Below are 24832 nucleotides of genomic sequence, written 5' to 3'. Positions count from 1 at the left end.
TCCATGCAAGCGGACGTCTCAGAACTCTTCGACCCGGAGGTATGGCGCGAGGTCACCGGCTTCGATGGCCTCACCGACATCACCTACCATCACGACGTCAGCGGGAGGATCGCACGGGTGGCGTTCGACCGCCCGGAGGTGCGGAACGCCTTCCGCCCGCGCACGGTCGACGAGCTCTACGCGGTGCTGGAAGACGCCCGCACCAATCCCCGGATCGGTGTGGTGCTCCTGACCGGCAATGGACCGAGCCCGAAAGACGGCGGCTGGGCGTTCTGCTCGGGCGGCGACCAGCGGATCCGGGGGCGCGACGGCTACAAGTACGCGGAGGGGGAGACGGCCTCCTCCATCGATGCCGCCCGCGGCGGCCGATTGCACATCCTGGAGGTGCAGCGCCTGATCCGCTTCATGCCGAAGGTCGTGATCGCGGTGGTCCCCGGGTGGGCCGCCGGCGGCGGGCACTCGCTGCATGTCGTGTGCGATCTCACGATCGCGAGCGCGGAGCACGGCCGGTTCAAGCAGACGGATGCCGATGTGGGGTCCTTCGACGCGGGTTACGGCTCCGCTTACTTTGCGCGGCAAGTCGGCCAGAAGTTCGGTCGGGAGGTGTTCTTCCTGGCGCGGGAGTACTCGGCGCAACGGGCGTATGAACGCGGCGCCGTCAACGCGGTCGTTCCGCACGAGGAGCTGGAGTCCGTGGCGGTCGAATGGGCGAACGAGATCCTGACGAAGTCGCCCACCGCCATCCGGATGCTCAAGTACGCCTTCAATGCGGTCGACGACGGGCTGGTGGGGCAGCAGCTGTTCGCGGGGGAGGCGACGCGGCTCGCCTACGGGACGGACGAGGCGGTCGAAGGCCGCGACGCGTTCCTGGAGAAGCGGGAGCCGGACTGGTCCCCGTTCCCCTGGCAGTACTGAGGCAGCGAGATGACCCGAGAGCTCCGCGTCGTCGATGCGTCGCGTCCGGAGGAGGTGTTTGTCGCCTTGCGGGAGGCGCTGACCGCCGGGGGTGCGGCGGTCGTTCCTCGCAGTGCTCCCTCCGGCACTCGATCAATGCCGGAGCCTGGGGCAGCACCCGAGCCGTGGCCGAGTGCGGGAGAGCGCGTGGCGCAGAACGTGGCGCTCGTGATCGAGACGTCCGGATCGACGGGAGTGCCGAAGCGGGTCGCCCTCTCCGCGGATGCCCTGCTGGCGAGCGCGGCTGCGTCCGCGAGTGCTCTCGGCGGACAAGGTCAGTGGTTGCTGGCGCTCCCCGCGCACTACGTGGCGGGCGCCCAGGTGCTTGTGAGATCGCTCGCCGCCGAGACCGAGCCCATCCTCTACGGCGGGGGGCACTTCGAGGCGGAACGATTCGCATCCCTCGCCCAGGAACTCGACCACGACCTGCGCTTCACGTCGCTCGTCCCGGTCCAATTGGCGCGGCTCGTGGAAGCAGCGGAAGCGGGTTCCCGCACCGTGGCGGACGCATTGCGGCGGTTCGACGGCATCCTGGTCGGCGGACAGGCGCTCTCGACGCAGCTGCGCGAGCGCGCGGAGGCGATCGGAGCGCGCATCGTGAGCACCTATGGTTCGAGCGAGACTGCCGGCGGGTGCGTGTATGACAGGGTTCCGATCGGGACCGCGGTCGTTCGCACCGTGGACGGACAGCTGGAGATATCCGGGCCGATGCTCGCGGAAGGGTACCTGGGCGAACCCGATCGGACCGCGGCCGCATTCCACGAGGCGGACGATGCTCGCTGGTACCGGACAGGCGACCTCGGCTCCGTGGATGACGCCGGACGCGTGACGGTGCTGGGACGAGTAGACAACGTGATCATCTCCGGCGGCGAGAAGGTGCTGCTCGACGCGGTCGAGCGGGCGGTGCGCGAACACCCGGGGCTTCACGAGGCCGTCGTGGTCGCGGCGGAGGATGCACGCTGGGGACAGGTGCCCGTGGTGGTTGTCGAGGTGAGCGGCGAGGCGACATCCTCGGCGACGCTCGAGACGCTGCGCCGTGCTGTCAGAGAGCGTCTGGGGCGCGCGGCCGCGCCGGCCCGGATCGTCGAAGTGGACCGTCTTCCCCGGCTGAACAGCGGCAAGCCGGATCGGGTCGTGCTCGCGCGGCTGGCCGCTGCGCTGGAGGCATAGCCCGTGTCGTTACAATTCGCTCTGTGATGAGTCAGAACAAGCCCCGCATGGAGCGCATGGCGCCGCAGACCTCCCGCGGGCCGCGCGGCGGCCGGAGTCGACGTCCCGGAGCCGCCTCCGCTCCCGCGAAGCCCGCGACGACCGCCGACTGGATCGCCGGCGCGCGCCTCCGCACCCTTCCGCTCGCCATCGCACCGGTCCTGATCGGTGTCGGCGCCGCGAAGGTCGCCGAGGGGCCGGGCGTCTGGCACCCGGTCCGGGCGTTGCTGTGTCTCGCCGTCGCCGTCCTGCTGCAGATCGGCGTCAACTACGCCAACGACTACTCGGACGGCGTCCGGGGAACGGACGAGTTCCGGGTCGGACCGGGGCGGCTCACCGGGTCCGGTAAGGCGACACCGCGCGCTGTGCTGACCGTCGCCCTCACCTTCTTCGGGCTCGCGGCCGTCGCCGGTCTCATCCTGGTGATCCTGACGCAGTACTGGTGGGTCCTGATCGTCGGCGCTGCCGCCATTGCGGCGGCGTGGTTCTACACGGGCGGCAAGCGGCCCTACGGGTACTACGGCCTGGGCGAGGTCTTCGTCTTCGTCTTCTTCGGGCTCGTCGCCACGGCCGGAACGACCTATATGCTTGCCGGCCTCGTCAACCAGGAGGCCTGGTACGGAGGGGTGATCGCCGGTCTCATCGCGTGTGCCGTCCTCATGGTGAACAACATCCGCGACATCGAACCGGACAAGCTGGCGGGCAAGCGGACGCTCGCGGTCCTGCTCGGCCGGGTCGCATCCCGCATCGTGTTCTGCGTGCTGCTGTTGGTGCCCTTCGGCATCCTCGCGGTGCTGGCCGTGTTCTACCCGTTCGCCTGGTACGGAATGTTCGCCCTCCTGGCGGCGCTGCCCGCCTGTGTGATCACACTCTTCAGCCGTACGCCGCGCGAGCTCATCACCGCGCTGCAGTTGACGAGTCTCACGGGCCTACTGGTGGGGATCGCCCTCGGCGCTGCGTACGCGTTCTGACGCGGGGGCGTCAGTCCCGCTTGCGCTCCTGCGGCTCGGCGGTGGCGTTGTCGACCGTGGCCTCGTCGGCCTCAGCGTTGTCGACCGCCGCGTTGTCGACCGCCGCGTTGTCGACCGCCGCGTCCTCGACGTCGTCGTCCTCCGACCGCACCGGCTTCTCGCGGTGACGGACCGCATACAGATCGGACGACACCGCATTGCGCGGGCGGCTCAGGAAGATGTACGAGAGGCACAGTCCGATCAGCGCGGCCGCGATGACGGCGAGCCACCAGACGAGGCCCACGAGAAGCAGGATCACGAGCGGCACCGCGAACACCAGAAGGCGCAGCACGGTGTAGGTGATCCAAGAGGGAATCCGCTTCACCCTCCCAGCTTAGAGAGCGTCTCTGAGAGTTACGATTGACCCATGGTTCGCCTCTGGATAGCCCTCGGCGTCGCAGCCGTGGTGTTCTACATCTATTCGGTGGCAGACTGCGCCCTGTTCGACCGTTCTCGTGTGCGTGGCCTTCCGAAGCCCGTGTGGCTGCTCGTCATCATCCTGTTCCCGGTCATCGGCGGGATCCTCTGGTTCCTGATAGGCCGGGGCCGTCGGAAGGCGGACCTCGCGCGTCGCGTGAGCGCACCGGACGACGACCCCGAATTCCTGGGCAAGCTCCGGATGGACCACGACCAGGAGGAGCGCATCCGGCAGCTCGAGAAGGAGCTCGCTGAACTCGACGACAACGGTCCCGACAACGATCAGACCGGCCGCCGGGATGGGTGACCGCCCGCACGCGGGCGACGTCACCTCGGTCGGCACGAGACCGGTCGATCCGGGCATGAGCGCCGCCAGCGGCAGCGCGGTCACCGGGAATCCGGCGACGGACTTCTCGCTTGCGCTTCTGAGCGCCCTCGTACGAAACGGAGTCCGTGACCTCGTCGTGAGCCCCGGTTCCCGGTCCCAGGCTCTCGCGCTCGCCGCGGCCGAGCTCGAGCGATCTGGCTCCGCGCGGCTGCACGTGCGCATCGACGAGCGCTCCGGCGGATTCGTCGCCCTGGGGCTGGCCCGCGAGACCGGCGCCCCCGCCGTGGTCGTCACCACGAGCGGCACCGCCACTGCGAACCTGCACCCGGCCGTCCTCGAAGCGCACGAGGCCGGCATCCCGCTGATCATCGTCACGGGTGATCGACCGGAGGAGCTCCGCGGCATCCGCTCGAACCAGACCACGCAGCAGGACGGTCTCTACGCATCCGCCGTCCACTGGTCGGACGATGTGGACGCGCCGACGGGTGAGCCAGGAGAGGCCGATCGCGCGTCCACCCTCGGTGCAGCGGCGGTCCGCGCAGCAGTCGGCGCCGACACCGCGGATCCCGGGCCGGTCCACCTGAACGTCGCGTTCCGCGAACCGCTCTCCGTGGCAGTCCCGCCGCTGCCCGAACCGATCGCGGGCACGCTGCCCGTGACCGCCGGGCCGGAGGCGCTCGGACGCGAGGTCGTCTCGGTCGGGGGCGGACCGAAGACCGTCGTCGTCGCGGGCGCCGACGCCGGGCCGATCGCTGAGGAATTCGCCCGCGCCGGCGGGTTCCCGCTCCTGGCCGAGGTCTCCAGCGGCGCCCACTTCGGACCGAACCTCGTCGTGTCGTACCGGGAACTGTTGCGCGACGACGCGTTCGGCGGTGCCGTCGAGCGGGCGATCGTGTTCGGGCATCCCACGCTCAGCAGGGAAGTGCCGGCGTTGCTCACCCGTGACGATGTGGAGGTCGTCGTCGTCGCTCCCACCGGGGCGCAGGCATACAACCCCGGGCACCGGGCGCACATCGTCGGCGGGGTCCGGGCCGCCGAGACGATCGACGTCCGCTCGCCGGAGGTCAGGGGATGGGTCGGCCGGTGGGTGTTCGCCAGCCGGCGCATCGCCGAGCTCGCGGAACGCGAAGCGGACCCCGCCGCGGTTGCACCGGATGTGGAGAAGGCCCGCTCGTTCACTCCGGCCGACGCTCTCGCCTTCGCCTCCGCCGAACTCGCGGCCATCCGGGCTCCGATCACGCGCGCACTGCTCGCGGAGGCAGTCTGGCGCTACACCTGGCCGCACGACCGGCTGGTGCTCGGCGCATCCCGCCTCATCCGGGACGTGGACCGCATCGTGCCGGGCAAGAAGATCGCCGTGCACGCCAACCGCGGGCTCGCCGGCATCGACGGAACCATCGCCACGGCGACGGGGATCGCGCTCGCGAGCCAGACAGCGGCACGCGCGGCCGGCACCCCGAGCGGAGTGACCCGTGTTCTGCTGGGTGACCTGGCGCTGCTGCACGACGTCGGTTCATTGCTCTTTGGCGCGGGGGAGACGCGCCCGCACCTGCAGGTCATCGTGGGCAACGACGGCGGCGGCACGATCTTCGACGGGCTGGAGGTCGCCGCCACCGCCAGCTCCGACGCCTTCGACCGCGTCCTCTACACGCCCCAGGCGGTCGACATCTCGGCGCTCGCGAAAGCCTATGGCTGGCACCACGCCGTCGCCCGCACCAAGGGCGAGCTCGACCAGGCGCTCTCCGCACCGCCGGCGGGTACGAGCATCGTGGAGGTTCCGCTGCCGCGCTGAACGTGCTGAGATTCTCCTCGGACCCACCGACGAAGACAGGAGACAGCCATGGCGCAGGACGGACTGCCCGAACCCATCCAGCGGTTCATCGACACGACCAACGAGGGCGATTCCGCCGCGTTCGTCGACACTTTCACCGACGACGCCTACCTGAACGACTGGGGTCGGGAGTTCCACGGCCGCGCCGGGGTGCGGAGCTGGGACAGCACCGACAACATCGGCGTGAAGTCGCACTTCGAGCTCGTCGACGCCCACGAAGGCTCGCCCGGCACCTGGATCGTCACCCTGACGGTGACAGGCGACGGGTTCAACGGGACGGGCCCGATGGAGTTCCAGCTGCGCGACGGCCGCATCGCCAGCCTTCGCATCAGCTGACCCCGTCCCGCCGGTGTGATGCGGAGCGCACAAGCCGCATCCACCCCGGCCGACCGGTGCTTGGAGACATCGCACAACGAATGCGCCGTTGCGGTGGCGGATCACTAACATGATCGCCGTGCACATGATCTTTCGGACGATGCTTCACGCGATCATCTCCCGATTCGGAGCGCGGCTCGGCCACTGGGATGTGGCGCGCACGAAGTTCCGTGTCTTGCCGACGGACCTCGACATCCTGAAGCACATGAACAACGGCGTGTACCTGTCCATCGCCGACATCGGCCGCTTCGACCTGTTGATGCGCAACGGCGTCTGGGCCATCTTCAAGAAGCGCGGCTGGTACCCGGTCGTCGCGTCGGAGACCATCTCCTTCCGCAAGTCGCTGGAGCTGTGGCAGCCGTTCGTCGTCGAGTCGCGCATCCTCGGCTTCGACGAGAAGGCCGTCTACGTCGAGCAGAGGTTCACCGTCGACGGCGAGATCTACACGCAGGCGTTCATCCGCGGGCGCTTCCTCAAGCGCGGCGGCGGCATCGTCACGATCGACGAACTGCTGGAGGCTGTCGGCCCGTCGCCGACCGATGTCACCGTCCCCGAGTGGCTGCGTGCCTGGGGAGCGGATGCGGCCCTCCCGTCGACGCGCGTCGAAGCGCCGAGCATCTGGAGCGAGTGACGCCCGCGGACCGGGCCGCCGGTCAGGCCGGCCCGAACGCGAAGACGCGGTCGGGATCCCACTGACGACGGACGACCTCGAGCCGTTCCGAGATCACCGGCGGCCACACCCTCTCGAACGCGGCGCGGTCCGAAAGGTCACCGGCGAAGTTGACGTTGGTGATCGCGGACACCGTGTCCTTCAACGCCTCGGCGATCGCCTGGGCACGGGTGGGTGCGGCGTCGGCGAAGGTCGACGGATCGCCCGCGAGCAGGCTGAGCGTGTAGCCGCTGTCCCGGCCGCCGACCGAGCTGCCGTCCTCCGTGTCGCGTGCGGTCGCTCCGCCCAGCTGGCGGATCTCGGCCGCGACGAAGGGCGATCCGGACCCGGGCCCAGCGAGTTCGAGGATCACGTCGGCCGAGTCCTGGTCGAAGGAGTCGAGCATGAACCCGCGGATCCAGGTCGGACCGCCCTCCTCGGGATCGCTGTGGATGCTCGCAACGGCGGTGGTCGGCATCTCGGCCACGAAGTCGAGAGAGACCGGAGCCGCCGCCCGGATGGGAGCGAAGAGCCGCTCGCCCTCGGCCGGATCACCCGGGTAGGCGAACCGGACGCTGAGGAGCGTGCGGCCGCGCAGGAAGGGAGGCGGTCCGTCCACGTCCGGCACGTTGAGGAGCGCCACGGAGGTGGTCGCCTCGTCCGGCAGCTCCGCCGACCAGTCGACCCAGGCGCGCAACGCCGGCTCGATGGCCCCGCCTTCGAAGAACACGCTGCCACCGTAGAGCGAGCGCAGCTCCACCAGCTCCAGGGTCATCTCGGTGACGATGGCCAGCCCGCCCTTGCCTCCACGGAGCGCCCAGAAGAGGTCTGGATTCGTCTCGCGGTCGGCGGTGACCAGCTCGCCGTCCGCGGTGACGACACGGAACCCGCGCACCCAGTCGCTGGTGAATCCGTAGCGGCGGACGAGCGGTCCGACCCCGCCGCCCAGGGTGTAGCCGACGGCGCCGACGCTGGTCGACGAGCCGGTGACCGGAGCCAGTCCGTGCTCGGCCGCGGCGACGATCACCGGCGCCCAGCGCAGGCCTGCGCCGATGCGGGCCAGCCGGGACGCGGGGTCGATCGAGAGTCCGTCGAGGCCGCGCGTCGAGACGATCATGCCCCCGACGATCGGTGCCTCCGCGCCGTGGCCGGTCGCCTGTACGCGCACCGGGACTCCGGCTTCCCGGGCGAAGCGCACAGCCTCCGCGACGTCGTTCTCGGATTCGACAGCGACCACGATGTCGGGATCGTGACGGATCGCCGGGTTGAAGCAGGCGACCTCGGCCGCGAGGCCCTCGTCGCCTCGGACGTAGACGGTGCCGGTGATGGCGTCGCGCAGGCGCGCGACAGCGTTCGTGTCGAGTTCGATTCCCATGGGGGAAATGTAGGGGAGGCCACCGACATGAGGGAACCCCATCTTCGTGACGGGTCGGTGTCAGGTGCGTGACGTAGCATTCGAGCATGCCCGCCGTCCTGCCCTCCGCTCCCGCGTCAGCGGCGGGTGCGGCGGCGCGCGCCGCGGCTTCGGCGCCGGACGTCGAGACGGTGTACCGGCCGGCCGGGACGCTCGATCTCTCGGGGACGCTCGCGCCGCTCGGTCGTGGTCCGTACGACCCCACCACGACGTGGGACCTGCGGGGGATGTGGCGCACCTGGCGTACGCCGATGGGCGCGGCGACTCTGCGCATCCATCGGGCGTCCGGCGGCGGCGTCTCGGCCTCCGCGTGGGGGCCGGGAGCGGAATGGGCGATCGATGCCGTTCCGAGCCTGCTCGGCCGGGACGACGACTGGTCGGGGCTCGACGTCGCGCGTCATCCCCTGCTCCGCGACAGCCTGCACCGCAATCCGGGTCTGCGGCTGGCGCGGACCGCCCGGATGCTGGAGGCGCTCATCCCCGCCATCATCGAGCAGCGCGTGACCAGCATCGAGGCCTACCGTTCGTGGTCACGGCTCCTCCGCTGGTACGGCGAGCCCGCACCGGGTCCTGCTCCGGAGGGGATGCGTGTCACGCCGACGCTCGAGCAGTGGCGCGGCATCCCGTCGTGGGAGTGGCACCGCGCAGGTGTCGATCCTCGCCGGGCGCGAGCAGTGCAGGCGGTGCTCGCAGTGGCGCCGTCCCTCGAACGTGCGACCGACAGGGCGTCGACCCTCGCCGAGGCGGAGACGGTGCTGCAGACCATCCCCGGCGTCGGCCTGTGGACGGCGGCGGAGACGCTTCAGCGCTCTCACGGCCACCCCGATCTGGTCAGCGTCGGCGATTACCATCTCGCGCACCAGGTCGGTGAAGCGCTCATCGGCCGCCGGGTCGACGACGACGGGATGCTCGAACTGCTGGAGCCCTGGGCCGGCCATCGGCAGCGCGTCGTGCGCCTGATCTTCGCGAGCGGCTTCCGCTTCCAGCGGCGCGGCCCGCGCGTGACGCTGCAGGAGCACCGCTGGCACTGAACATCTGAGGTCACTGCGCAGCTGAGGTCAGCCGGTGGTTCCCGCGCGCGCGGCGGTGTGCTCCGACCGCAGGTCGCGGTCGAGTTCGCGGCACAGCGTCCGGTAGTGATCGGTCATCGCGGGGCTGTAGCTGCTCCACTCGGGAAGCGGCTTGTGATCGTGCGCGGCCACCAGACGGTCGAGGTAGTAGTCCCAGCGGGGCCCGGAGTCCGCCTCCTCCACGAGCGACCGCAACCGTCGGCCGAGAGTGACCGTGGTGTGGCCGCTCGCCTCGCGAAGATGCACGAACATCCGGTGGGATGCGCCCGCTCCTCCGACGTCCGCGTGGAGCCGGTGCGGCGCCGAGCACTCCATCACGGAGACGTCCTGCCACTCGGCGTCGTCGCCGTCGGCGGTCAGACGGAACTTGACCGCCCCGGTCGACCCGGTGCCCTTGTATTCGCCCAGCCATTCCGCGAGCCGCGGGGAGCGGCTGAAGAAGGTCCACACCTCCTCGATGGGCGCTTTGAACATCCGGTCGAGGACGAGGTAGACCCCGTCGTCCTTGCGGACCAGTCTTCCTGTCGGCTGCGGCATCATGATGACCTCCGTCGGCTCAGCCTCTGGTGATCCACACACTAGTCACGCTCGCCCGGAATCGGCAGAGGGCGGCTTGCGAGTGCTCTCAGCCTTCGAGCACCGCCATCGCCGCGTTGTGTCCGCCGAGTCCGCTCACCGCGCCACCACGCCGCGCGCCGGACCCGCACATCAGGATGCGCGGATGCCGTGTCGAGACGCCCCAGCGCTCGGCCGGGGTGTCGAGGGCGTCGTCGTCCTCGGCGAACGGCCAGGAGAGGGGCCCGTGGAAGATGTTGCCGCCCGGCATGTTGAGAGCCTGCTCGAGATCTCGCGTGGTCTTCGTCTCGATGCACGGGTTGCCGTCCGCGTCGGTCAGCAGGAGGTCTTCGACCGGCTCGGCCAGGACCGAGTTGAGGGAGGCGAGCACAGCATCCTGAAGCCGCTGACGGGTGGCGTCGTTGTTCTCGTCCGTGAGCCAGCGGTCGGGCGTGTGCAGACCGAACACCGTGATGGTCTGGGCGCCGGTCTCGGCGAGCTCCGGGTCGAGGATGCTCGGGTCGGCCAGGGTGTGGCAGTAGATCTCGCAGGGGAGGAGGTCGGGCATCACTCCCCGGGTCATGCCCGAGTAGGCCTCCTCGAGCTGTGTGTAGGTCTCGTTGATGTGGAAGGTCCCGCCGAACGCCGCCTTCGGGTCGATCGCCTCGTCGCGCAGTCGCGGGAGGCGCTTCAGGAGCAGGTTGACCTTCACCTGGGCGCCTTCGGCCTTCGGAGCGGCCGGCTCTGCGGTCTCGCCCAGCAGCCGGTCGAGGACGCCGGGGGCGACGTTGGCGAGCACGTGGCGCCCGACCACCCGTCGCTCGTGGCCGTTGCGCTGGTACTCGACGGTCCCGTCCGGGTCAATCCTCGTCACCTCCGCGCCGGTCACGATGCGGGCGCCGGCCTCACGCGCGACACGGGCGAGCTCGCCGGTGACGGCGCCCATCCCGCCGACCGGGACATCCCACTCGCCCGTCCCCTGGCCGATGACGTGATAGAGGAAGCACCGGTTCTGCGCGAGTTCCGGATCGCCGAGGCTGGCGAAGGTGCCGATGAGCGCGTCGGTCGCGACGACCCCGCGCACCAGGTCGCTCTGGAGGCGCGACTCGATGAACTCGCCGATCGGACGCTCGATCATGGCCTGCCACAGCTCGTCGTCGCCGACCAGCGCCCGCGCCTCCGTCCGCGTCAGGAGGGGCTCTGTCACGGTCGGCCAGAGTGCGCGGGCCAGCTCGCCGGTGCTCTCGTAGACGCCGTCGAAGGCGTCAGCGTCGTCGGCCGCGCCGATCCGGGCGAAGGATGCCGCGGTCGCCGTCGCGTCGGTGTTGTCGATCAGCAGTCCCGCGCCGTCGGGGTCGCCGGGAACCGGCGTGTACGACGAGTAGCGGCGGCGGGCCAGGCGGATGTCGAGGCCGAGGTCGTCGATGATGCGCTGCGGCAGCAGGCTGACCAGATAGGAGTAGCGCGAGAGGCGCGCTTCGACGCCCGCGAACGCCTGCGCGCTGACCGCGGCGCCGCCCACCTCGTCCAGTCGTTCGAGCAGGATGACGGACTTGCCGGCGCGCGCAAGGTACGCCGCGGCAGTGAGGCCGTTGTGCCCGCCTCCGACGATCACGATGTCGTGCGTCGCGGCGGTGGACGAGGGGGATCGGTCGGTCATGGAATCGACTCTAGCCGCGGTGGATAACCGTCAGTTCTCCACATCTTCAGGTCGCTTCCGGGGCCGCCCAGCGCCGGGTAATAGTGTCGTCATCATGGTCGACACAACGGATGGCGCCGAGGCGCGCCCGGCGACGATCGCTCACGAGGCGGTCGAGCTGGTGCAGCGCTGGCTCGCCGAGAGTGCGCGTGGGGACGACGGCTCCGCGCCCCGCCAGGATCCCGCCGCCGAGAGACTCGCGGGGGTGCTCAGCGACCCACACGGTCTCGACTTCGCCGTGGGCTTCGTCGACGGCGTGGCTCGACCGCAAGACCTGTTCGTCGCCGGCTACAACCTGCAGCGGGTGGCCAAGCGCATCCCTGCCTTCCTGCCGTGGTACATGCGGTTCGCGATCTGGCTGGGCGGCGTGTTCGGTCCGGTCCTTCCCTGGGTGGTGATCCCGATCGCCCGTCGCGTGCTGCGGCGGATGGTGGGGCACCTCGTGGTCGATGCGACACCCGAGAAGCTGGGGCCGGCGATCGCGCGGCTCCGGTCGCCCGACGACCCCGACGGTCATGGAGCACGGCTCAACCTGAACCTGCTCGGGGAGGCGGTGCTCGGCGAGAAGGAGGCGCTTCGGCGGCTTGAGGGGACCCGGACCCTCCTCGCCCGGGACGACGTGGACTACGTCTCCATCAAGGTGTCCTCGATCGCGTCTCAGCTGTCGATGTGGGCGTTCGACGAGACGGTCGAGCGCGTCGTGGAACGGCTCACCCCTCTGTACGAGCTCGCCGCGGCGTCGCCGACTCCGAAGTTCATCAACCTCGATATGGAGGAGTACCGCGACCTCGATCTGACGATGGCGGTCTTCACCAGCATCCTCAGCAAGCCGCAGCTGCTCGGGCTCGAGGCGGGCATCGTGCTGCAGGCGTACCTGCCGGACGCTCTGGACGCGCTGCAGACGCTGACCGAGTGGTCGACCCAGCGGCGCGCGCAGGGTGGAGCGCCGATCAAGATCCGGGTCGTCAAGGGAGCGAACCTCGCGATGGAGCGCGTGGATGCAACGATCCACGGCTGGCCGCTCGCCACGTACGGCACGAAGCAGTCGACCGACGCGAACTACAAGCGGGTGCTCGACTGGGCTCTGACTCCGGAACACACGGATGCCGTCAAGATCGGCATCGCGGGGCACAACCTCTTCGACATCGCGTACGCCTGGCTGCTCGCACAGAAGCGGGGAGTCACCGCCCGGATCGACTTCGAGATGCTGCTCGGAATGGCGACCGCCCAGGCGGAGGCGGTCAAGCGCACGGTGGGTGAGCTCCTGCTCTACACCCCGGTCGTCGACCCCCGAGAGTTCGACGTGGCGATCTCGTACCTGATCCGCCGTCTGGAAGAGAACGCCAGTCCCGAGAACTTCATGTCGGCCGTATTCCAGCTCGGCTCCGACCCGGAGCTGTTCGAGCGTGAGAAGCAGCGCTTCCTCGCGTCCGTCGCCGAGTTCGAGAGCGACTCCGGGCCGCGCGGTACTGCGCCGGTCCCGAACCGGCAGCAGGATCGCGCGCGCGAGTGGGAAGAAGCGTCGGCGCCGTCCTTCACGCGTCCTCCGGCACCGCCCGCCCCTGCCGCGCCCGCGACGCCCGAAGAGCAGGGGCTCACGAGCGTGGTGCTGGGACTGACCCGAGGGTCGGGCGGCATCGAGCTGACTCCGCCTGACGAGGCTGCGGCGCCCGGCACTGCCGCCGCGGTGGTCCCGTCGGCTGAGGCCGACGACTTCCGGAATGCGCCGGACACCGACCCGTCCCGCGCGGCGAACCGCGCGTGGGGCAAGCGCATCCTCGCCCGCTCCGCCACCTCGTCTCTCGGCGCGGAGACCATCGCCGGTGCGGCCGTCCAGGACGCGGGACGTCTCGACGCCATCCTCGGAATGGTCGCCGAGGCCGGTCGGGAGTGGGGTGCGCGTTCCGGCCACGACCGCGCAGCGATCCTCGACCGCGCCGGGCACGCTCTCGAGGCCAACCGAGATCGCCTGATCGAGGTGATGGCGGCCGAGACCGGCAAGACCATCGCGGAAGCGGACCCGGAGGTCAGCGAAGCGGTCGACTTCGCCCACTACTACGCCACCCGCGCCCGGGAGCTGGACGCGGTACAGGGCGCGCAGTTCGTCCCAAGTGCCCTGACCGTTGTGGCTCCGCCGTGGAACTTTCCCGTCGCCATCCCCGCCGGGTCGGTGCTGGCCGCGCTCGCCGCTGGGAGCGGTGTGATCATCAAGCCGGCTCCCCAGGCCCGGCGGTCCGCTGCAGTGATGGTGGAGGCGCTCTGGGAGTCCGGCATCCCTCGGCACCTGCTCGCCTTGGTCGACGTCGCCGAGAACGAGCTCGGCCAGCAGCTGATCGCCGACCGCCGGGTCGACCGGGTCATCCTCACCGGTTCGTACGAGACGGCGAAGCTGTTCCGCTCCTGGCGTCCGGATCTGCCGCTCCTCGCCGAGACCAGCGGCAAGAACGCCATCATCGTGACTCCGAGCGCCGACTACGACCTCGCTGTCTCCGACATCGTCAAGAGCGCCTTCGGCCATGCCGGGCAGAAGTGCTCCGCCGCGAGCCTCGTCATCTTGGTCGGCTCGGTCGCCAAGTCCGAACGCTTCCGCAACCAGCTCGTGGATGCGGTGGTCAGCCTGCGGGTCGGCTACCCGCAGGATGCGGCCAGCCAGATGGGTCCGCTCATCGAGCCGGCGTCGGGCAAGCTGCTCCACGCGCTCACGACTCTGGGCGCCGAAGAGGAGTGGCTCGTCGAACCGCGCCGCCTCGACGACACCGGGCGGCTCTGGACCCCCGGAGTGCGTACCGGTGTCCAGCCCGGCTCGTACTTCCACCTGACGGAGTTCTTCGGGCCGGTACTGGGCATCATGACCGCGCGCGACCTGGACGAGGCGATCCGCTATCAGAACGCCGTCGAGTACGGGCTCACCGCCGGGCTGCACTCTCTCGACCGGGACGAGCTCGTGCACTGGCTCGACACTGTCGAGGCAGGCAACCTGTACGTGAACCGCGGAATCACCGGTGCCATCGTGCGCCGACAGCCGTTCGGTGGATGGAAGCGGTCCTCCGTCGGAGCCGGAACCAAGGCCGGAGGACCCAACTATCTGCTCGGGCTCGGGAGCTGGATCCCCGAGGTCGGGCACTCGAGCTCGAGCCTGCACCTTCGCGGTTTGGAGACCCGGGTCTCCGACCTCATCGAGTCCGGGCAGTCGTCGATGGACTATCCGTCGTTCGACCTCGTCCGGCGGTCCGCCCTGAGTGACGCCATCGCCGTCGCGACCGAATACCACCGGGTGAAGGACGTCTCGGGGCTCGGCGTCGAACGCAACCTCTTCCGGTACCGGCCGGTGCCCGTGGCCATCCGGCTCTCCGAGGGCAGCTCGCTGCCCGAACTGCTCCGCGTGATGGCGGCCGGGACGGTGGCACGCTCGCCGTTCTCGGTCAGCACTCCGGTGAAGCTGCCGCGGGGGATGCACGCGCTTCTGCGCGAGCGGGAGATCGAGGTCGTGGTCGAGTCCGACGCGCACTGGCTGTCCCGAATCCGGGCGCATCGCGTCCCGGCCCATCGCATCCGGCTCATCGGTGGGGATCCGGTCGCGCTCGCGACGGCTCTGGGCGGCAGCCCCGACGTCGCGGTCTACAGCGGACCGGTCACGCCGTCCGGGAGGGTCGAGGTGCTCACGTTCCTCCACGAGCAGGCCATCTCGATCACGAACCACCGCTTCGGCAACCCGACGCACCTGTCGGACGACATCCTCTGACCATCCCCGACCGCACCCCGAGTGGAAGGCAGCGCGTACTGTGACCGACATGACCCCTTCGATTCCCGCTCTGCCTCTCGCCGGTGGCGGCAGCATCCCGCAACTCGGTCTGGGCACGTGGCCGCTGGACGACGCCGAGGTCGAGAAGGCGATCGTCGCCGCCGCCGAGATCGGCTACCGGCACGTCGACACGGCGGTCAAGTACGCCAACGAGGTCGGCGTCGGGCGGGGGCTCGCACGGAGCGGCCTCGCTCGCGAGGACTGGTTCGTCACGACCAAGCTGGACGGCACCTATCAGGGCGATGACCGGGCCGTGGCCGGCCTCGACGACAGCCTGGCACGTCTCGGGCTCGACTACGTCGACCTGCTGCTCATCCACTGGCCGCTGCCGCAACGCGACCAGTACGTCTCCACGTGGCAGACCTTCATCCGCCTGCGCGACGCCGGCAAGGCGCGCGCCATCGGCGTCTCGAACTTCAAGCCGGCGCACATCGACCGCCTGATCGCCGAGACGGGCGTCACGCCGGCGGTCAACCAGATTCAGCTCAGCCCCGCCATCCCGCGCCGCGAACAGCGCGCCTACGACAGTGAGCACGGCATCGTCACCGAATCGTGGAGCCCGATCGGCGGAACGGGCGACCTTCTCGCCGAGCCGGTGCTCGCCCGGCTCGCCGAGAAGCACGGCCGGACCCCCGGCCAGATCGTGCTCCGCTGGCATGTGCAGAACGGGCTCGTCGCCATCCCGAAGTCGCGCAACCCAGAGCGCATGGCCGAGAACCTGTCGGTGTTCGACTTCGAGCTCGATTCGGACGACCTGAGCGCGCTCGACACCCTCGACGAAGGCCCCGACGCGGGCGTGGACTCGGACCGGTCCGGCCACTGACGGTCGGGACGGTGACGGTCGGGCCGCCGACCGTCAGTCGCGGCGCAGGGGCAGGATCACCGTCACCGTGAGCCCGTTGGGCTCGGCGTTCGCGAGCCGGACGCGTCCGCCGGCTGCATCCGCCAACGCGCCAACGATCGCGAGCCCCAGCCCGCCACCCGACTGACCCGTACGGGACCCGTCGGCGCGTGTGAAGCGGTCCAGGGCGACGGGGATGAACTCCTCCGGCATCCCCGGGCCGGAATCCCGGACCGTCAGCACCACCGACTCGCTGCCGTCCGTGCCGTCCGCGAGCGACAGCGCGGCAACGACGGTCGCCTCAGGGCGGTCTTCGCCACAGGATCGGATGGCGATGATCGCGTTCGCCAGCAGGTTGTCGAGGATGCGCCCGAAATCGGTGGGGGACAGGGCGACGCGTGCTTCCGGGTCGGGTCGCTGTCGGGGGTCGTACTCGAAGTCGACCGAGATGCCGGCGGCTTCGTCGTCGCTGCTCACCAGCAGGCGCGCCCGGTCGATCGCGTCCGTCAGCTCGTCCACCAGGGTCCGCCAGTCGATCCGACCGCTCGACGGGCCGGCCTCGATCCGCGACAGCTCCAGCAGGTTGTTCGCGAGGGCCGCCAGGCGGATCGCCGTCGCGTGGGAGGCCCGGATGTCGGTCAGCAGGGCGTTCGGATCCCCCGCATCCAGCTCGGCCAGCTCCAGCTGCCCGCGCAGCACGGCCAGCGGCGTGCGCAGCTCATGGCTGGCGTCGGACACCATCTGACGCTCTCGTTCCGCCGACGCACGGAGGCGCAGGATCAGATCGTTGAGCGTCGTCGCGAGCTCCGACAACTCGTCCTGGGCCGGCCCGACCGTCAACAGGGCCGCCTCCTGCGGGGTCGAGCCGGCGATGCGATCCGCCTGCTCCCGCATCCGGCTCACCGGCCGCAGCGCCGCCCGCGCGAGCAGCCACGACGCCGCGCCGAACGCGAGGATCAGCACACCGGCGCCCGCGAGCAGGGCTGCCGTCAGCCGGTCGAGGATGAGCGCGGTCGTCTCGTCGTTCCGCGCGGCGACGACGTGCATCACGCCGTCCGACGTGGTGACGCTGCGCGAGAGGACGAGATAGTGGTCGTCGCCCACCTGCACCTCGCGCGGCTCACGGCCCTGATCGATGAGACGCCCGATGCGGTCCTCGAGCCCCTGCGGCATGGTTGACGCGAGGATGGTGCCGTCCTCGGCGACGATCGCGAGCTCCTGGCCGCCGCCCGGCAGGTCGAACGGACCCGTCGGCTTCGACGGCAGCGACTCCACTGGCGCTGCGACGTCATTGCTCAGGAGAGTGACTGTCGCGTTGTGGAGGATGGACGACACCCCGACACGGATGATGAAGACGGCGACCAGACCGAACAGCGCCGCGACGATCAGACTGCCGATCGTGATGCGCGCCGTGATCGAGAGGCGCCGCAGCCGATTCACGAGGTGGATGCGGTGTCGTGGCTACTCGGGACGTGGTCGCCGCCCGGCGTCGTGCGCTTGGTGTCGACAGCATTGCGGGCATCGAGACGGTAGCCGCGGCCCCGCTCGGTGACGATGTTCAGTCCGGCGCCTGCCGCATCCAGCTTCTTCCGGAGGTACGAGACGTACTGGTCGATGACGTTGGTGCCGATGTTCTCGGTGGTGCCCCACACCGACTCGAGGATGTCGGAACGCGACAGCGTCTTGTCCGGGTTGGTGGCGAAGAGGCGCAAGAGGGTGAACTCCCGGCGGCTCAACGGCATCTCGTGCCCGGCGACCAGTGCCTGGTGCTCGTGCGAGTCGATCGTCAGGCGTCCGACGCTCACCTGAGGCCGCATCCCCGTGGGCTCGCGGCGCAGCAGGGCGCGGACCCGGGCCGCGAGCTCGGCGAACGCGAACGGCTTCGTCAGGTAGTCGTCCGCTCCCGAGTCGAGGCCGTGGACGCGGTCCTCGATGGCATCGCGCGCCGTCAGCAGGAGGATCGGCATCGGGTTCGACGCCTCACGGATGTGGCGGCACAGCTCGAAGCCGCTCATGCCGGGCAGCATCACGTCGATCGCCGCAGCAGAGAACGTATCGCTGCGCAGGGCGATGAGCGCGTCGACGCCATTGGTGACCAGGGTGACGTCGTAGCCCTCGGCCGCCAGACCGCGCTGGACGAGGCCTCCCATGTCGGGATCGTCTTCGACAACGAGCAGTTTCATGCGCCCATCGTGCCACTGTTCCCCGTGCCGGTGCTCGGATCGTGCCCTCGCGCCGGGTCGGCGCGCTGAACGTTCTCGCAGGAGACGGTCAGCCGCGCTCGACGACCGACTTCATGCTGTCGAGCACCATGCGCCAATTGCCGCTCGATCGCTCGGCTTCTGCGTCGTCGGCGCAGCCGTCCTGCGTGATCGTCACGACAGTGCCGTCGCCGTCGTCGGCGAGGAGGTACGAGACGGTCTGATAGCTCTCGGGGATGTCCGGCTTTCCGCTCAGCGGACTGTAATAGCTGGTGACGAGGCGCTCGCCGGGGACGATCTCCAGGATGGTGCCCTTGTCCTCGTAGGGCTTGCCTTCCCACTCGCCCCGATAGACGATCGGACTGCCCGTCTTCCAATCGGTCGAGACGCGGCTGCCGAAGAGGTAGCGGGCGATCGTGTCCGGGTCGGTCAGGGCCGTCCAGAGGCGGTCGCGGGACGCGTCGATGCGGATGTCTGCGCGTGCTGTCGTACTCATGCCGCCAGTCTCATCCCTTCGGGCGGCGGGGTCTTGAAGTTTCGCGACGCTCAGGCGTTGCCGCGGTTTATCAGGCGCGACAGCACGATGGCGCTGCGCGTGTGATCGACGTTCGGGGCGAGCCGTACCTTCTCGAGCGCGGCCTCCAGGCTCGGGATGTCGCGCGAGCGGATGTGGACGATGGCGTCGGCGCTTCCGGTCACCGTGCCGGCGTCGACGACTTCGGGCACGGCGGAGAGGATGCGCAACAGCTCCTCCGGCGACACGGTGCCCCGGCAGAACAGTTCGACGTAGGCCTCCGTGCTCATCCCGTCGATCGCGGGATCGACCTGGATGGTGAACCCGCGGATCACGCCATCGGCCACCAGGCGGTCCACTCGGCGCTTCACGGCTGAGGCCGAGAGCCCGACGACGGAACCGATGTCGCCGTATCCCGCCCGGGCGTTCTGACGGAGCAGGTCGAGGATGCTGCGATCGAGATTGTCCACGGGCCGAGCATATGGTGAATCGTTGCGTGAAAGCCAGGGAAGTGACCGTTTTGTGCGTCCGTTTGCACAATGGTGGCGCCGCGGAAGTTATCCACCGGTCCTCGAACGGGCGTTCACCCGGGCGATCGGCGGTGGGAGCATGGTCGCCATGAGCAGAACGGACACCGCACCAGCGCGACGCGACGACGACAGCAGCCACGGCTTCTTCGGTCAGCCGCGCGCGCTCGCCAACATCTTCGGCGTCGAGATGTGGGAGCGGTTCTCCTTCTACGGCATGCAGGGCATCCTGCTCATCTACCTGTACTACTCGGCCGAACGCGGCGGCCTCGGCATCGACGAGGCGACGGCCACCGGTGTGGTCGGCGCCTATGGCGGCGCCGTCTACCTCTCCACGATTCTCGGCGCCTGGCTCGCCGACCGGCTGTTCGGGTCGGAACGGGTGCTGTTCTGGAGCGCCGTCGTCATCATGGCCGGCCACATCTCGCTCGCCGTCATTCCCGGTGTTGCCGGCGTCCTGGTGGGCCTGTTGTTCGTCGCCCTGGGAAGCGGCGGCCTGAAGGCGAACGCCACCCGGATCGTCGGGACGCTGTACTCGGAGAAAGACCCGCGGCGCGATGCCGGATTCTCGCTCTTCTATCTCGGCATCAACCTGGGCGCCTTCTTCGGACCCCTCCTCACCGGACTGCTGCAGTCGACGCTCGGCTTCCACTGGGGCTTCGCGCTCGCCGCGGTCGGCATGGCGATCGGGCTCATCCAGTACTCGCTCGGCCGGAAGCGGCTCCCCGACCAGGCGCGGCAGGTGCCGCATCCTCTCGAGCGCTCGCGGTACCCACTGATGATCGGCATCGGGCTTGCGGGTCTCGTCGTGATCGTCGTTCTGGTGCTCACCGGGCTCATCAACGCATCCAATCTCGCGCTGTGGGTGATCGCCGTGACCATCGTGGCTGCGATCGCCTACTTCGCCGTCATCCTGACGTCGAAGCTCCTGAACGCCGACGAGCGCAGCCGGCTCTTCGCCTTCATCCCGCTGTTCATCACCAATGCGGCGTTCTGGACGCTCTACCAGCAGCAGTTCACGGTGGTCACCATCTACTCCGACAAGCGCCTGGACCGGAATCTCTTCGGCTGGGAGTTCCCGGTCTCGTGGGTGCAGTCCATCAATCCGATCTTCATCATCGTGCTCTCGGGCGTCTTCGCGGCGATCTGGACGAAGTGGGGTGAGAAGCAACCGTCGACGCCGATCAAGTTCGCCGCGGGGACGGTTCTCATGGGCCTCGCCTTCTTCCTGTTCCTGTTCTGGGCGGGTGGAGGGGAGCACAGCACGCCGCTGCTGGCCATGATCGGCATCCTCTTCGTCTTCACGGTCGCGGAGCTGCTGATCTCGCCTCCCGGGCTGTCCGTGACGACCAAGCTGGCGCCACGCTCGTTCCAGGCGCAGATGGTGGCGCTGTACTTCCTGTCCGTGGCCCTCGGGACGGCGATGGCGGGCCAGCTCGGCAAGCTCTTCACGACGGTGCCGGAAGGGATCTACTTCAGTATCATCGGCGGGATCGCGATCGGGATCGGGGTGCTCCTTGCCCTGCTCAGTCCGTGGGTGCTCCGGCTGATGCGCGGGGTGCGATGAGTCGGCGCACGGCTGCTGGAATACTGGGTCGATGGCAGAGATTCTCGCGGTGTGCCGCGTCGAACAGCTCCTTCACGACAGCGGGACGATCGGTGTCACGGCCATCGACAAGCGACCGGTGGACAGGCGGCTGCGGGTAAGACCGCTCGGGCTGCACGGCGACGTCCAGGCCGACCGGAAGCACCACGGTGGAGCGTCGAAGGCGCTGTACGCCTACGCCGACGAGGACGCACAGGAGTGGGCCTCGGAGCTCGGCCGCGACATCCCGCCCGGCCTGTTCGGCGAGAACCTCCGCACGGCGGGGATCGACGTGAACGCCGCCGAGATCGGGGAGCGCTGGCGGATCGGCGACGAACTGGTGGTCGAAGTCACCTGCCCGCGGGAGCCGTGCGCTGTATTCCAGCGGCGCATGCGGGAGCCGCAGTGGGTCAAGCGCTTCACGGAGAGAGGCCGCCCCGGGGCGTACCTCTCCGTCGTGAAGTCGGGCAGCGTCGGGGCCGGCGACCGCGTCGAGGTGCTCTCGCGCCCCGGCCACGGGGTGACGATCGCCTCCTGGTTCACCGCAGCCGACGGCGCCCAGGCCGACGCTCTAGAGGCAGCGGAGGCGGACGGATCGATCACGCTGGTCCAGGAGATCCGGGAGGGCATCGACAAGCTGCGCTCGAGACGTTTACTTGTTCTTGACAAGTGAACTTGCAAAGAGCAAGCTAGTGCCACACCGACGACCGGAGGACACCATGACCACGAACATCTTCGTCAACTTCCCGACGAACGACCTCGAGCGCGCGAAGACCTTCTACGAGGCTCTCGGGTACACGATCAACCCCATGTTCACCGACGACAACGCAGCCTGCGTCGTCCTCAGCGACACCATCTACTTCATGGTGCAGACGCGCGAGTTCCTCGCCACCTTCACCGACAAGCAGATCATCGACCCGGCCACGCAGACCGGTGCGACCATCGCCCTCAGCCAGGACTCCCGCGAGGACGTCGACGCGATCGTCGCGCGCGGGCTCGAGGCCGGCGGCACGGAACCGCGGCCGGCACAGGACTACGGGTTCATGTACTCGCGCGACCTGGAGGACCCGGACGGCAACAACCTGTCCTACCTCTACATGGCACCCGAGGCCGTCGAGAAGGGCCCGGAGGCCTACATGACCGAGCACGCGGCCGAAGCTCCGGCGCAGGCCTGACACGGCATCCCGGATGGCGGCACGGGCGCCCCGCGGCTTCGGCCAGGCCGGAGGAGTGGCGCGCGCGGTGGAGCGGGTCGGCGAACGGTGGGCGCTGCTCATCGTCCGCGACCTGCTCGCCGGCGCGCGCCGCTACAGCGACCTCAAGGCCGGCCTGCCGCGGATCCCGACCAACATCCTCAGCGATCGGCTCAAAGAACTGCAGCAGGCGGGCATCATCCGCCGCGTCCCGACCGTTCGCGGCGGGTACGAGCTGACACCGCTCGGCCGCCAGCTCGAGCCGGTCATCCTCGCGCTCGAACGCTGGGGCTGGGCCGCACCCGGCGAACCGGCGGAGGGTGAGGTGCTGACCGCCGATGCGCTGGCCGTGACGTTGCGGGCAGCGTTCCGCGGCGAGGTCGCGGCCGGGTTCCCGCCGACCGAGTACGTCATCCACACGGGGGAGACGTCCGTGAGCGCCGTCGTAGACGCAGGCACCCTCGACGTGATGGACGTCGGCCCCGACGCGCTCCCGCAGCCGCAGCGCCGGGTCGCGATCCCGCCGCCGGCGGACGTGCTCGAGTTCCGCGTCGAGCGCGAGCGCTTGAGCGAACTCCTCAGCGGGGACACTCCACCGCTCGATGTCGAGACCGGCGACCGCGGCCTCGTGGACCGTTTCCGCCGAACCTTCCGCTTCGACGCCGCGCCCGGCGAAGACGTGACCGCGGAGGCCTCAGTCGCCTGACACATCCCGGACCGGTATCGACGTCGCGTATCAGCAGGTCAGGATTCAGCAGTACGATCGCACAATGGAATTGCGGCAGCTGGAGCACTTCGTCACCGTGGCCGAAGAACGGCACTTCACTCGCGCGGCGGAACTGCTGCGCATATCGCAGTCGGGGTTGTCCGCGTCCATCCGCTCTCTCGAGCAGGAACTGGGCACCTCGCTCTTCATCCGCAGCACCCGGCGAGTGGAACTGACCGCTGCCGGTCAGGCGCTCCTGGCCGACTCAGTGCGCACCCTCGCGAGTGCCGCGGCAGCCCGCGATGCGGTCGCCGCCGTGCGGGGGCTCCTGCGCGGACGCCTGACCATCGGCGCGGAGCCGTGCCTCGGCTCGGTCGACCTTCCCGCCGAGCTCGCGGCGTTCCGGACCGCGAATCCCGGCGTGGAGGTGCGCCTGCGCTACTCGGGATCCGAGGAACTGGTGGATGACGTGGCCGGCGGCCGCGCCGACGTCGCGCTGGTCGTCGACACCGGCCACACGCCGGCCGGCGTGCACCTGCGGCCGCTGAGCACGCAGCAGATGCTGGTGCTCTGCCACCCGGACCACCCTTTCGCCGCGGAGCAGAGCATCCCGCTCGACGCGCTGCGCGGGGAACCTCTGGTCGGCTTCCAGGAGGGCTGGGGCGCGCAGGCGCTGAGCCGGCGGGCGTTCGCTGCCTCCGGATTCGACTATCGGGCGGCGATGGAGGTCAACGACGTGCATCCGCTGCTCGACCTCGTGGGGTACAACCTCGGCGTAGCGGTGGTTCCGGAGAGCTTCGCCCGCAAGCGTCCTGACGCCCTGCGGGCGGTCCGCCTGCAGGACGCTCCGGTCTGGACCGTCGCCGTGGCGGTCGCCGAGCAGCCGAGCCCCGCGGCCTCCGCGTTCCTCACGCAGCTCGACCCGGTCGCCCTGACCCCGACTCCCGCCACCGCGGCCGCCGGCTCCTGAGTTTTTCCGCCAGAAACGGCGTTCGGGGTCGAAAAACTCAGGAGCCGATGGTGGGGGAGCCGATGGCGGGGGAGCCGAGGGCGTGGATGCCGCGGGTCAGGCGGCGTTGAGGCGGGAGAGCTCCTCGGGCGTCAGCTCGACGTCGACGGCCGTGACGGAGTCGCGGATCGTCTCGGGACGCGACGAGCCCGGGATGGGGATGACGTGCGGGCTCTGCGCCAGGTGCCACGCGAGCGCGACCACCTGCGGGCTGATGCCGCGGGCATCCGCCACGTCCTTGAACGGCTCGAACCGGCTGCCGAGGTCGCCGGCCGAGGTGATGCCGCCGAGCGGGCTCCACGGGAGGAAGGCGATGCCGAGCTCGTCGGCGAGGCGGAGCTCCGGCTCGCTCGACCGGAACGCAGGCGAGAACTGGTTCTGCACCGACACCAGACGGCCGCCCAGGATCTCCTGTGCCTGCCGGATCTGGTCGGGGTTCGCGTTCGAGATGCCCGCCATCCGGATCACGCCGTCGTCCAGCAGGTCGCGGATCGCGCCCACCGATTCCGCGTACGGGACCTCGGGGTCGGGCCGGTGGAACTGGTAGAGCCCGATGGCGTCGCCGCCGAGTCGGCGGAGGGACTCCTTCGCGGCCTGCTTGATGTAGTCCGGGTGCCCGTTCTGCGTCCAGGATCCGTCGCCCGGGCGCAGGTGACCGCCCTTGGTGGCGACCAGCACGGCCGACGCGTCGCCGCCGGTCCACGTGCGCAGCGCCTCGGCGATGAGCTCCTCGTTGTGGCCGACCTCGTCCGCGTGCAGGTGGTACGCGTCGGCCGTGTCGATAAAGGTGATGCCCTCGTCGAGCGCCGCGTGGATGGTCTTGATCGAACGCTCGCGGTCGGGGCGTCCTTCGATCGACATGGGCATGCCGCCGAGGCCGATGGCCGAGACCTGGACGTCGCCGATGGTACGTGTCTTCACTCGTTCTCCTTCGTGTCGGTGT

24 protein-coding genes are annotated in these 24832 nt (G+C 69.7%); 15 read left to right on the top strand and 9 right to left on the bottom strand.

Going from position 1 to position 24832, the window contains the following annotated elements; all coding sequences use genetic code 11:
* The first annotated feature begins 3 nt into the window (after window positions 1-3).
* The 3 genes from H284_RS0109485 to H284_RS0109475 all read left to right on the top strand — a co-directional run bounded on the left by H284_RS0109485 (window position 4) and on the right by H284_RS0109475 (window position 3134).
* A complete protein-coding gene (locus H284_RS0109485) occupies window positions 4-915 on the top strand; it encodes a 1,4-dihydroxy-2-naphthoyl-CoA synthase (RefSeq protein ID WP_020076052.1) in 912 nt (303 codons plus the stop codon).
* Window positions 916-1101: 186 nt separating this feature from the next.
* On the top strand, window positions 1102-2124 hold the full coding sequence (locus tag H284_RS0109480) for an AMP-binding protein (protein ID WP_020076051.1): 1023 nt from the start codon (window positions 1102-1104) through the stop codon (window positions 2122-2124).
* Window positions 2125-2150: 26 nt separating this feature from the next.
* On the top strand, window positions 2151-3134 hold the full coding sequence (locus tag H284_RS0109475) for a 1,4-dihydroxy-2-naphthoate polyprenyltransferase (RefSeq protein WP_020076050.1): 984 nt from the start codon (window positions 2151-2153) through the stop codon (window positions 3132-3134).
* A gap of 10 nt (window positions 3135-3144) precedes the next feature.
* Here H284_RS0109475 and H284_RS20075 read toward each other — a convergent pair whose 3' ends face one another.
* Window positions 3145-3498 (bottom strand): DUF4229 domain-containing protein, encoded by a 354-nt coding sequence (locus tag H284_RS20075; protein WP_231371143.1) that lies wholly within the window; start codon window positions 3496-3498, stop codon window positions 3145-3147.
* Between the two features lie 42 nt (window positions 3499-3540).
* Here H284_RS20075 and H284_RS0109465 point away from each other — a divergent pair, with 42 nt between their 5' ends.
* The 4 genes from H284_RS0109465 to H284_RS0109450 all read left to right on the top strand — a co-directional run bounded on the left by H284_RS0109465 (window position 3541) and on the right by H284_RS0109450 (window position 6755).
* A complete protein-coding gene (locus H284_RS0109465) occupies window positions 3541-3897 on the top strand; it encodes a PLD nuclease N-terminal domain-containing protein (RefSeq protein ID WP_020076048.1) in 357 nt (118 codons plus the stop codon).
* A complete protein-coding gene (gene menD / locus H284_RS0109460; RefSeq protein ID WP_020076047.1) occupies window positions 3890-5710 on the top strand; it encodes a 2-succinyl-5-enolpyruvyl-6-hydroxy-3-cyclohexene-1-carboxylic-acid synthase in 1821 nt (606 codons plus the stop codon). The genes H284_RS0109465 and menD overlap by 8 nt, the downstream gene beginning before the upstream one ends.
* A gap of 48 nt (window positions 5711-5758) precedes the next feature.
* A complete protein-coding gene (locus H284_RS0109455; RefSeq protein WP_020076046.1) occupies window positions 5759-6085 on the top strand; it encodes a nuclear transport factor 2 family protein in 327 nt (108 codons plus the stop codon).
* Window positions 6086-6194: 109 nt separating this feature from the next.
* Window positions 6195-6755, top strand: a complete 561-nt coding sequence (locus H284_RS0109450) for an acyl-CoA thioesterase (protein WP_018189210.1) — start codon at window positions 6195-6197, stop codon at window positions 6753-6755.
* Between the two features lie 22 nt (window positions 6756-6777).
* Here the strand turns inward: H284_RS0109450 and H284_RS0109445 are convergent, their stop codons facing one another.
* Complete coding sequence (locus tag H284_RS0109445; RefSeq protein WP_020076045.1) at window positions 6778-8148, bottom strand: FAD-binding oxidoreductase; 1371 nt, start codon at window positions 8146-8148, stop codon at window positions 6778-6780.
* 86 nt (window positions 8149-8234) lie between these two features.
* Between H284_RS0109445 and H284_RS0109440 the strand changes: the two genes are divergently transcribed.
* On the top strand, window positions 8235-9218 hold the full coding sequence (locus H284_RS0109440; RefSeq protein WP_020076044.1) for a DNA-3-methyladenine glycosylase family protein: 984 nt from the start codon (window positions 8235-8237) through the stop codon (window positions 9216-9218).
* A 27-nt stretch (window positions 9219-9245) separates the two neighbouring features.
* Here H284_RS0109440 and H284_RS0109435 read toward each other — a convergent pair whose 3' ends face one another.
* Together H284_RS0109435 and H284_RS0109430 are read right to left on the bottom strand one after the other, a co-directional pair.
* The gene (locus tag H284_RS0109435) at window positions 9246-9797 is read right to left on the bottom strand and encodes an SRPBCC domain-containing protein (RefSeq protein WP_018189213.1); all 552 of its coding nucleotides are present in this window, start codon (window positions 9795-9797) and stop codon (window positions 9246-9248) included.
* Between the two features lie 85 nt (window positions 9798-9882).
* On the bottom strand, window positions 9883-11472 hold the full coding sequence (locus H284_RS0109430; protein WP_020076043.1) for a phytoene desaturase family protein: 1590 nt from the start codon (window positions 11470-11472) through the stop codon (window positions 9883-9885).
* 94 nt (window positions 11473-11566) lie between these two features.
* On the opposite strand from H284_RS0109430, the gene H284_RS0109425 reads away from it, so the two are divergent.
* Complete coding sequence (locus H284_RS0109425; protein WP_020076042.1) at window positions 11567-15253, top strand: proline dehydrogenase family protein; 3687 nt, start codon at window positions 11567-11569, stop codon at window positions 15251-15253.
* 49 nt (window positions 15254-15302) lie between these two features.
* The gene (locus tag H284_RS0109420; RefSeq protein ID WP_029042884.1) at window positions 15303-16136 is read left to right on the top strand and encodes an aldo/keto reductase; all 834 of its coding nucleotides are present in this window, start codon (window positions 15303-15305) and stop codon (window positions 16134-16136) included.
* Between the two features lie 33 nt (window positions 16137-16169).
* Here the strand turns inward: H284_RS0109420 and H284_RS0109415 are convergent, their stop codons facing one another.
* The 4 genes from H284_RS0109415 to H284_RS0109400 form a co-directional block, all read right to left on the bottom strand.
* Complete coding sequence (locus H284_RS0109415; RefSeq protein ID WP_018189217.1) at window positions 16170-17594, bottom strand: sensor histidine kinase; 1425 nt, start codon at window positions 17592-17594, stop codon at window positions 16170-16172.
* On the bottom strand, window positions 17591-18337 hold the full coding sequence (locus tag H284_RS0109410) for a response regulator transcription factor (protein ID WP_018189218.1): 747 nt from the start codon (window positions 18335-18337) through the stop codon (window positions 17591-17593). Before H284_RS0109410 ends, H284_RS0109415 begins: the two co-directional genes overlap by 4 nt.
* Before the next feature lie 88 nt (window positions 18338-18425).
* Window positions 18426-18851, bottom strand: coding sequence for an SRPBCC family protein (locus H284_RS0109405; protein ID WP_018189219.1), 426 nt, complete (start codon window positions 18849-18851; stop codon window positions 18426-18428).
* Window positions 18852-18901: 50 nt separating this feature from the next.
* Window positions 18902-19339, bottom strand: a complete 438-nt coding sequence (locus H284_RS0109400; RefSeq protein ID WP_018189220.1) for an Lrp/AsnC family transcriptional regulator — start codon at window positions 19337-19339, stop codon at window positions 18902-18904.
* 139 nt (window positions 19340-19478) lie between these two features.
* Here H284_RS0109400 and H284_RS0109395 point away from each other — a divergent pair, with 139 nt between their 5' ends.
* From H284_RS0109395 to H284_RS0109375, 5 genes are all read left to right on the top strand, one after another.
* Window positions 19479-20963 carry an oligopeptide:H+ symporter gene (locus H284_RS0109395; protein WP_020076040.1) on the top strand — a complete coding sequence of 495 codons (1485 nt, stop codon included), beginning with the start codon at window positions 19479-19481 and terminating at the stop codon, window positions 20961-20963.
* A gap of 31 nt (window positions 20964-20994) precedes the next feature.
* Entirely contained in the window at window positions 20995-21654 is a 660-nt protein-coding gene (locus tag H284_RS0109390) for an MOSC domain-containing protein (protein ID WP_020076039.1), read from the top strand.
* 46 nt (window positions 21655-21700) lie between these two features.
* Window positions 21701-22156: a VOC family protein gene (locus H284_RS0109385; RefSeq protein WP_020076038.1), complete on the top strand. Its 456-nt coding sequence runs from the start codon at window positions 21701-21703 to the stop codon at window positions 22154-22156.
* Window positions 22157-22169: 13 nt separating this feature from the next.
* The gene (locus H284_RS0109380) at window positions 22170-22880 is read left to right on the top strand and encodes a winged helix-turn-helix transcriptional regulator (RefSeq protein ID WP_020076037.1); all 711 of its coding nucleotides are present in this window, start codon (window positions 22170-22172) and stop codon (window positions 22878-22880) included.
* Between the two features lie 64 nt (window positions 22881-22944).
* Window positions 22945-23850, top strand: coding sequence for a LysR family transcriptional regulator (locus H284_RS0109375; RefSeq protein WP_020076036.1), 906 nt, complete (start codon window positions 22945-22947; stop codon window positions 23848-23850).
* A gap of 96 nt (window positions 23851-23946) precedes the next feature.
* Here the strand turns inward: H284_RS0109375 and H284_RS0109370 are convergent, their stop codons facing one another.
* On the bottom strand, window positions 23947-24810 hold the full coding sequence (locus tag H284_RS0109370) for an aldo/keto reductase (protein WP_020076035.1): 864 nt from the start codon (window positions 24808-24810) through the stop codon (window positions 23947-23949).
* Window positions 24811-24832: the final 22 nt, after the last annotated feature.

Origin of the sequence: Cryocola sp. 340MFSha3.1, from assembly GCF_000383315.1 — a bacterium.
GTDB lineage: Bacteria > Actinomycetota > Actinomycetes > Actinomycetales > Microbacteriaceae > Leifsonia.
This window is presented reverse-complemented; position numbering and strand designations above follow the sequence as displayed.

Bases quoted from the DNA above. Each gene is read 5' to 3' on its own strand.
- H284_RS0109485 (WP_020076052.1), top strand. From the start codon at position 4: ATGCAAGCGGACGTCTCAGAACTCTTCGACCCGGAGGTATGGCGCGAG.
- H284_RS0109475 (WP_020076050.1), top strand. From the start codon at position 2,151: ATGAGTCAGAACAAGCCCCGCATGGAGCGCATGGCGCCGCAGACCTCC.
- H284_RS0109465 (WP_020076048.1), top strand. From the start codon at position 3,541: ATGGTTCGCCTCTGGATAGCCCTCGGCGTCGCAGCCGTGGTGTTCTAC.
- menD (WP_020076047.1), top strand. From the start codon at position 3,890: ATGGGTGACCGCCCGCACGCGGGCGACGTCACCTCGGTCGGCACGAGA.
- H284_RS0109455 (WP_020076046.1), top strand. From the start codon at position 5,759: ATGGCGCAGGACGGACTGCCCGAACCCATCCAGCGGTTCATCGACACG.
- H284_RS0109450 (WP_018189210.1), top strand. From the start codon at position 6,195: ATGATCGCCGTGCACATGATCTTTCGGACGATGCTTCACGCGATCATC.
- H284_RS0109445 (WP_020076045.1), bottom strand. From the start codon at position 8,148: ATGGGAATCGAACTCGACACGAACGCTGTCGCGCGCCTGCGCGACGCC.
- H284_RS0109440 (WP_020076044.1), top strand. From the start codon at position 8,235: ATGCCCGCCGTCCTGCCCTCCGCTCCCGCGTCAGCGGCGGGTGCGGCG.
- H284_RS0109435 (WP_018189213.1), bottom strand. From the start codon at position 9,797: ATGATGCCGCAGCCGACAGGAAGACTGGTCCGCAAGGACGACGGGGTC.
- H284_RS0109430 (WP_020076043.1), bottom strand. From the start codon at position 11,472: ATGACCGACCGATCCCCCTCGTCCACCGCCGCGACGCACGACATCGTG.
- H284_RS0109425 (WP_020076042.1), top strand. From the start codon at position 11,567: ATGGTCGACACAACGGATGGCGCCGAGGCGCGCCCGGCGACGATCGCT.
- H284_RS0109420 (WP_029042884.1), top strand. From the start codon at position 15,303: ATGACCCCTTCGATTCCCGCTCTGCCTCTCGCCGGTGGCGGCAGCATC.
- H284_RS0109410 (WP_018189218.1), bottom strand. From the start codon at position 18,337: ATGAAACTGCTCGTTGTCGAAGACGATCCCGACATGGGAGGCCTCGTC.
- H284_RS0109405 (WP_018189219.1), bottom strand. From the start codon at position 18,851: ATGAGTACGACAGCACGCGCAGACATCCGCATCGACGCGTCCCGCGAC.
- H284_RS0109395 (WP_020076040.1), top strand. From the start codon at position 19,479: ATGGTCGCCATGAGCAGAACGGACACCGCACCAGCGCGACGCGACGAC.
- H284_RS0109390 (WP_020076039.1), top strand. From the start codon at position 20,995: ATGGCAGAGATTCTCGCGGTGTGCCGCGTCGAACAGCTCCTTCACGAC.
- H284_RS0109385 (WP_020076038.1), top strand. From the start codon at position 21,701: ATGACCACGAACATCTTCGTCAACTTCCCGACGAACGACCTCGAGCGC.
- H284_RS0109380 (WP_020076037.1), top strand. From the start codon at position 22,170: ATGGCGGCACGGGCGCCCCGCGGCTTCGGCCAGGCCGGAGGAGTGGCG.
- H284_RS0109375 (WP_020076036.1), top strand. From the start codon at position 22,945: ATGGAATTGCGGCAGCTGGAGCACTTCGTCACCGTGGCCGAAGAACGG.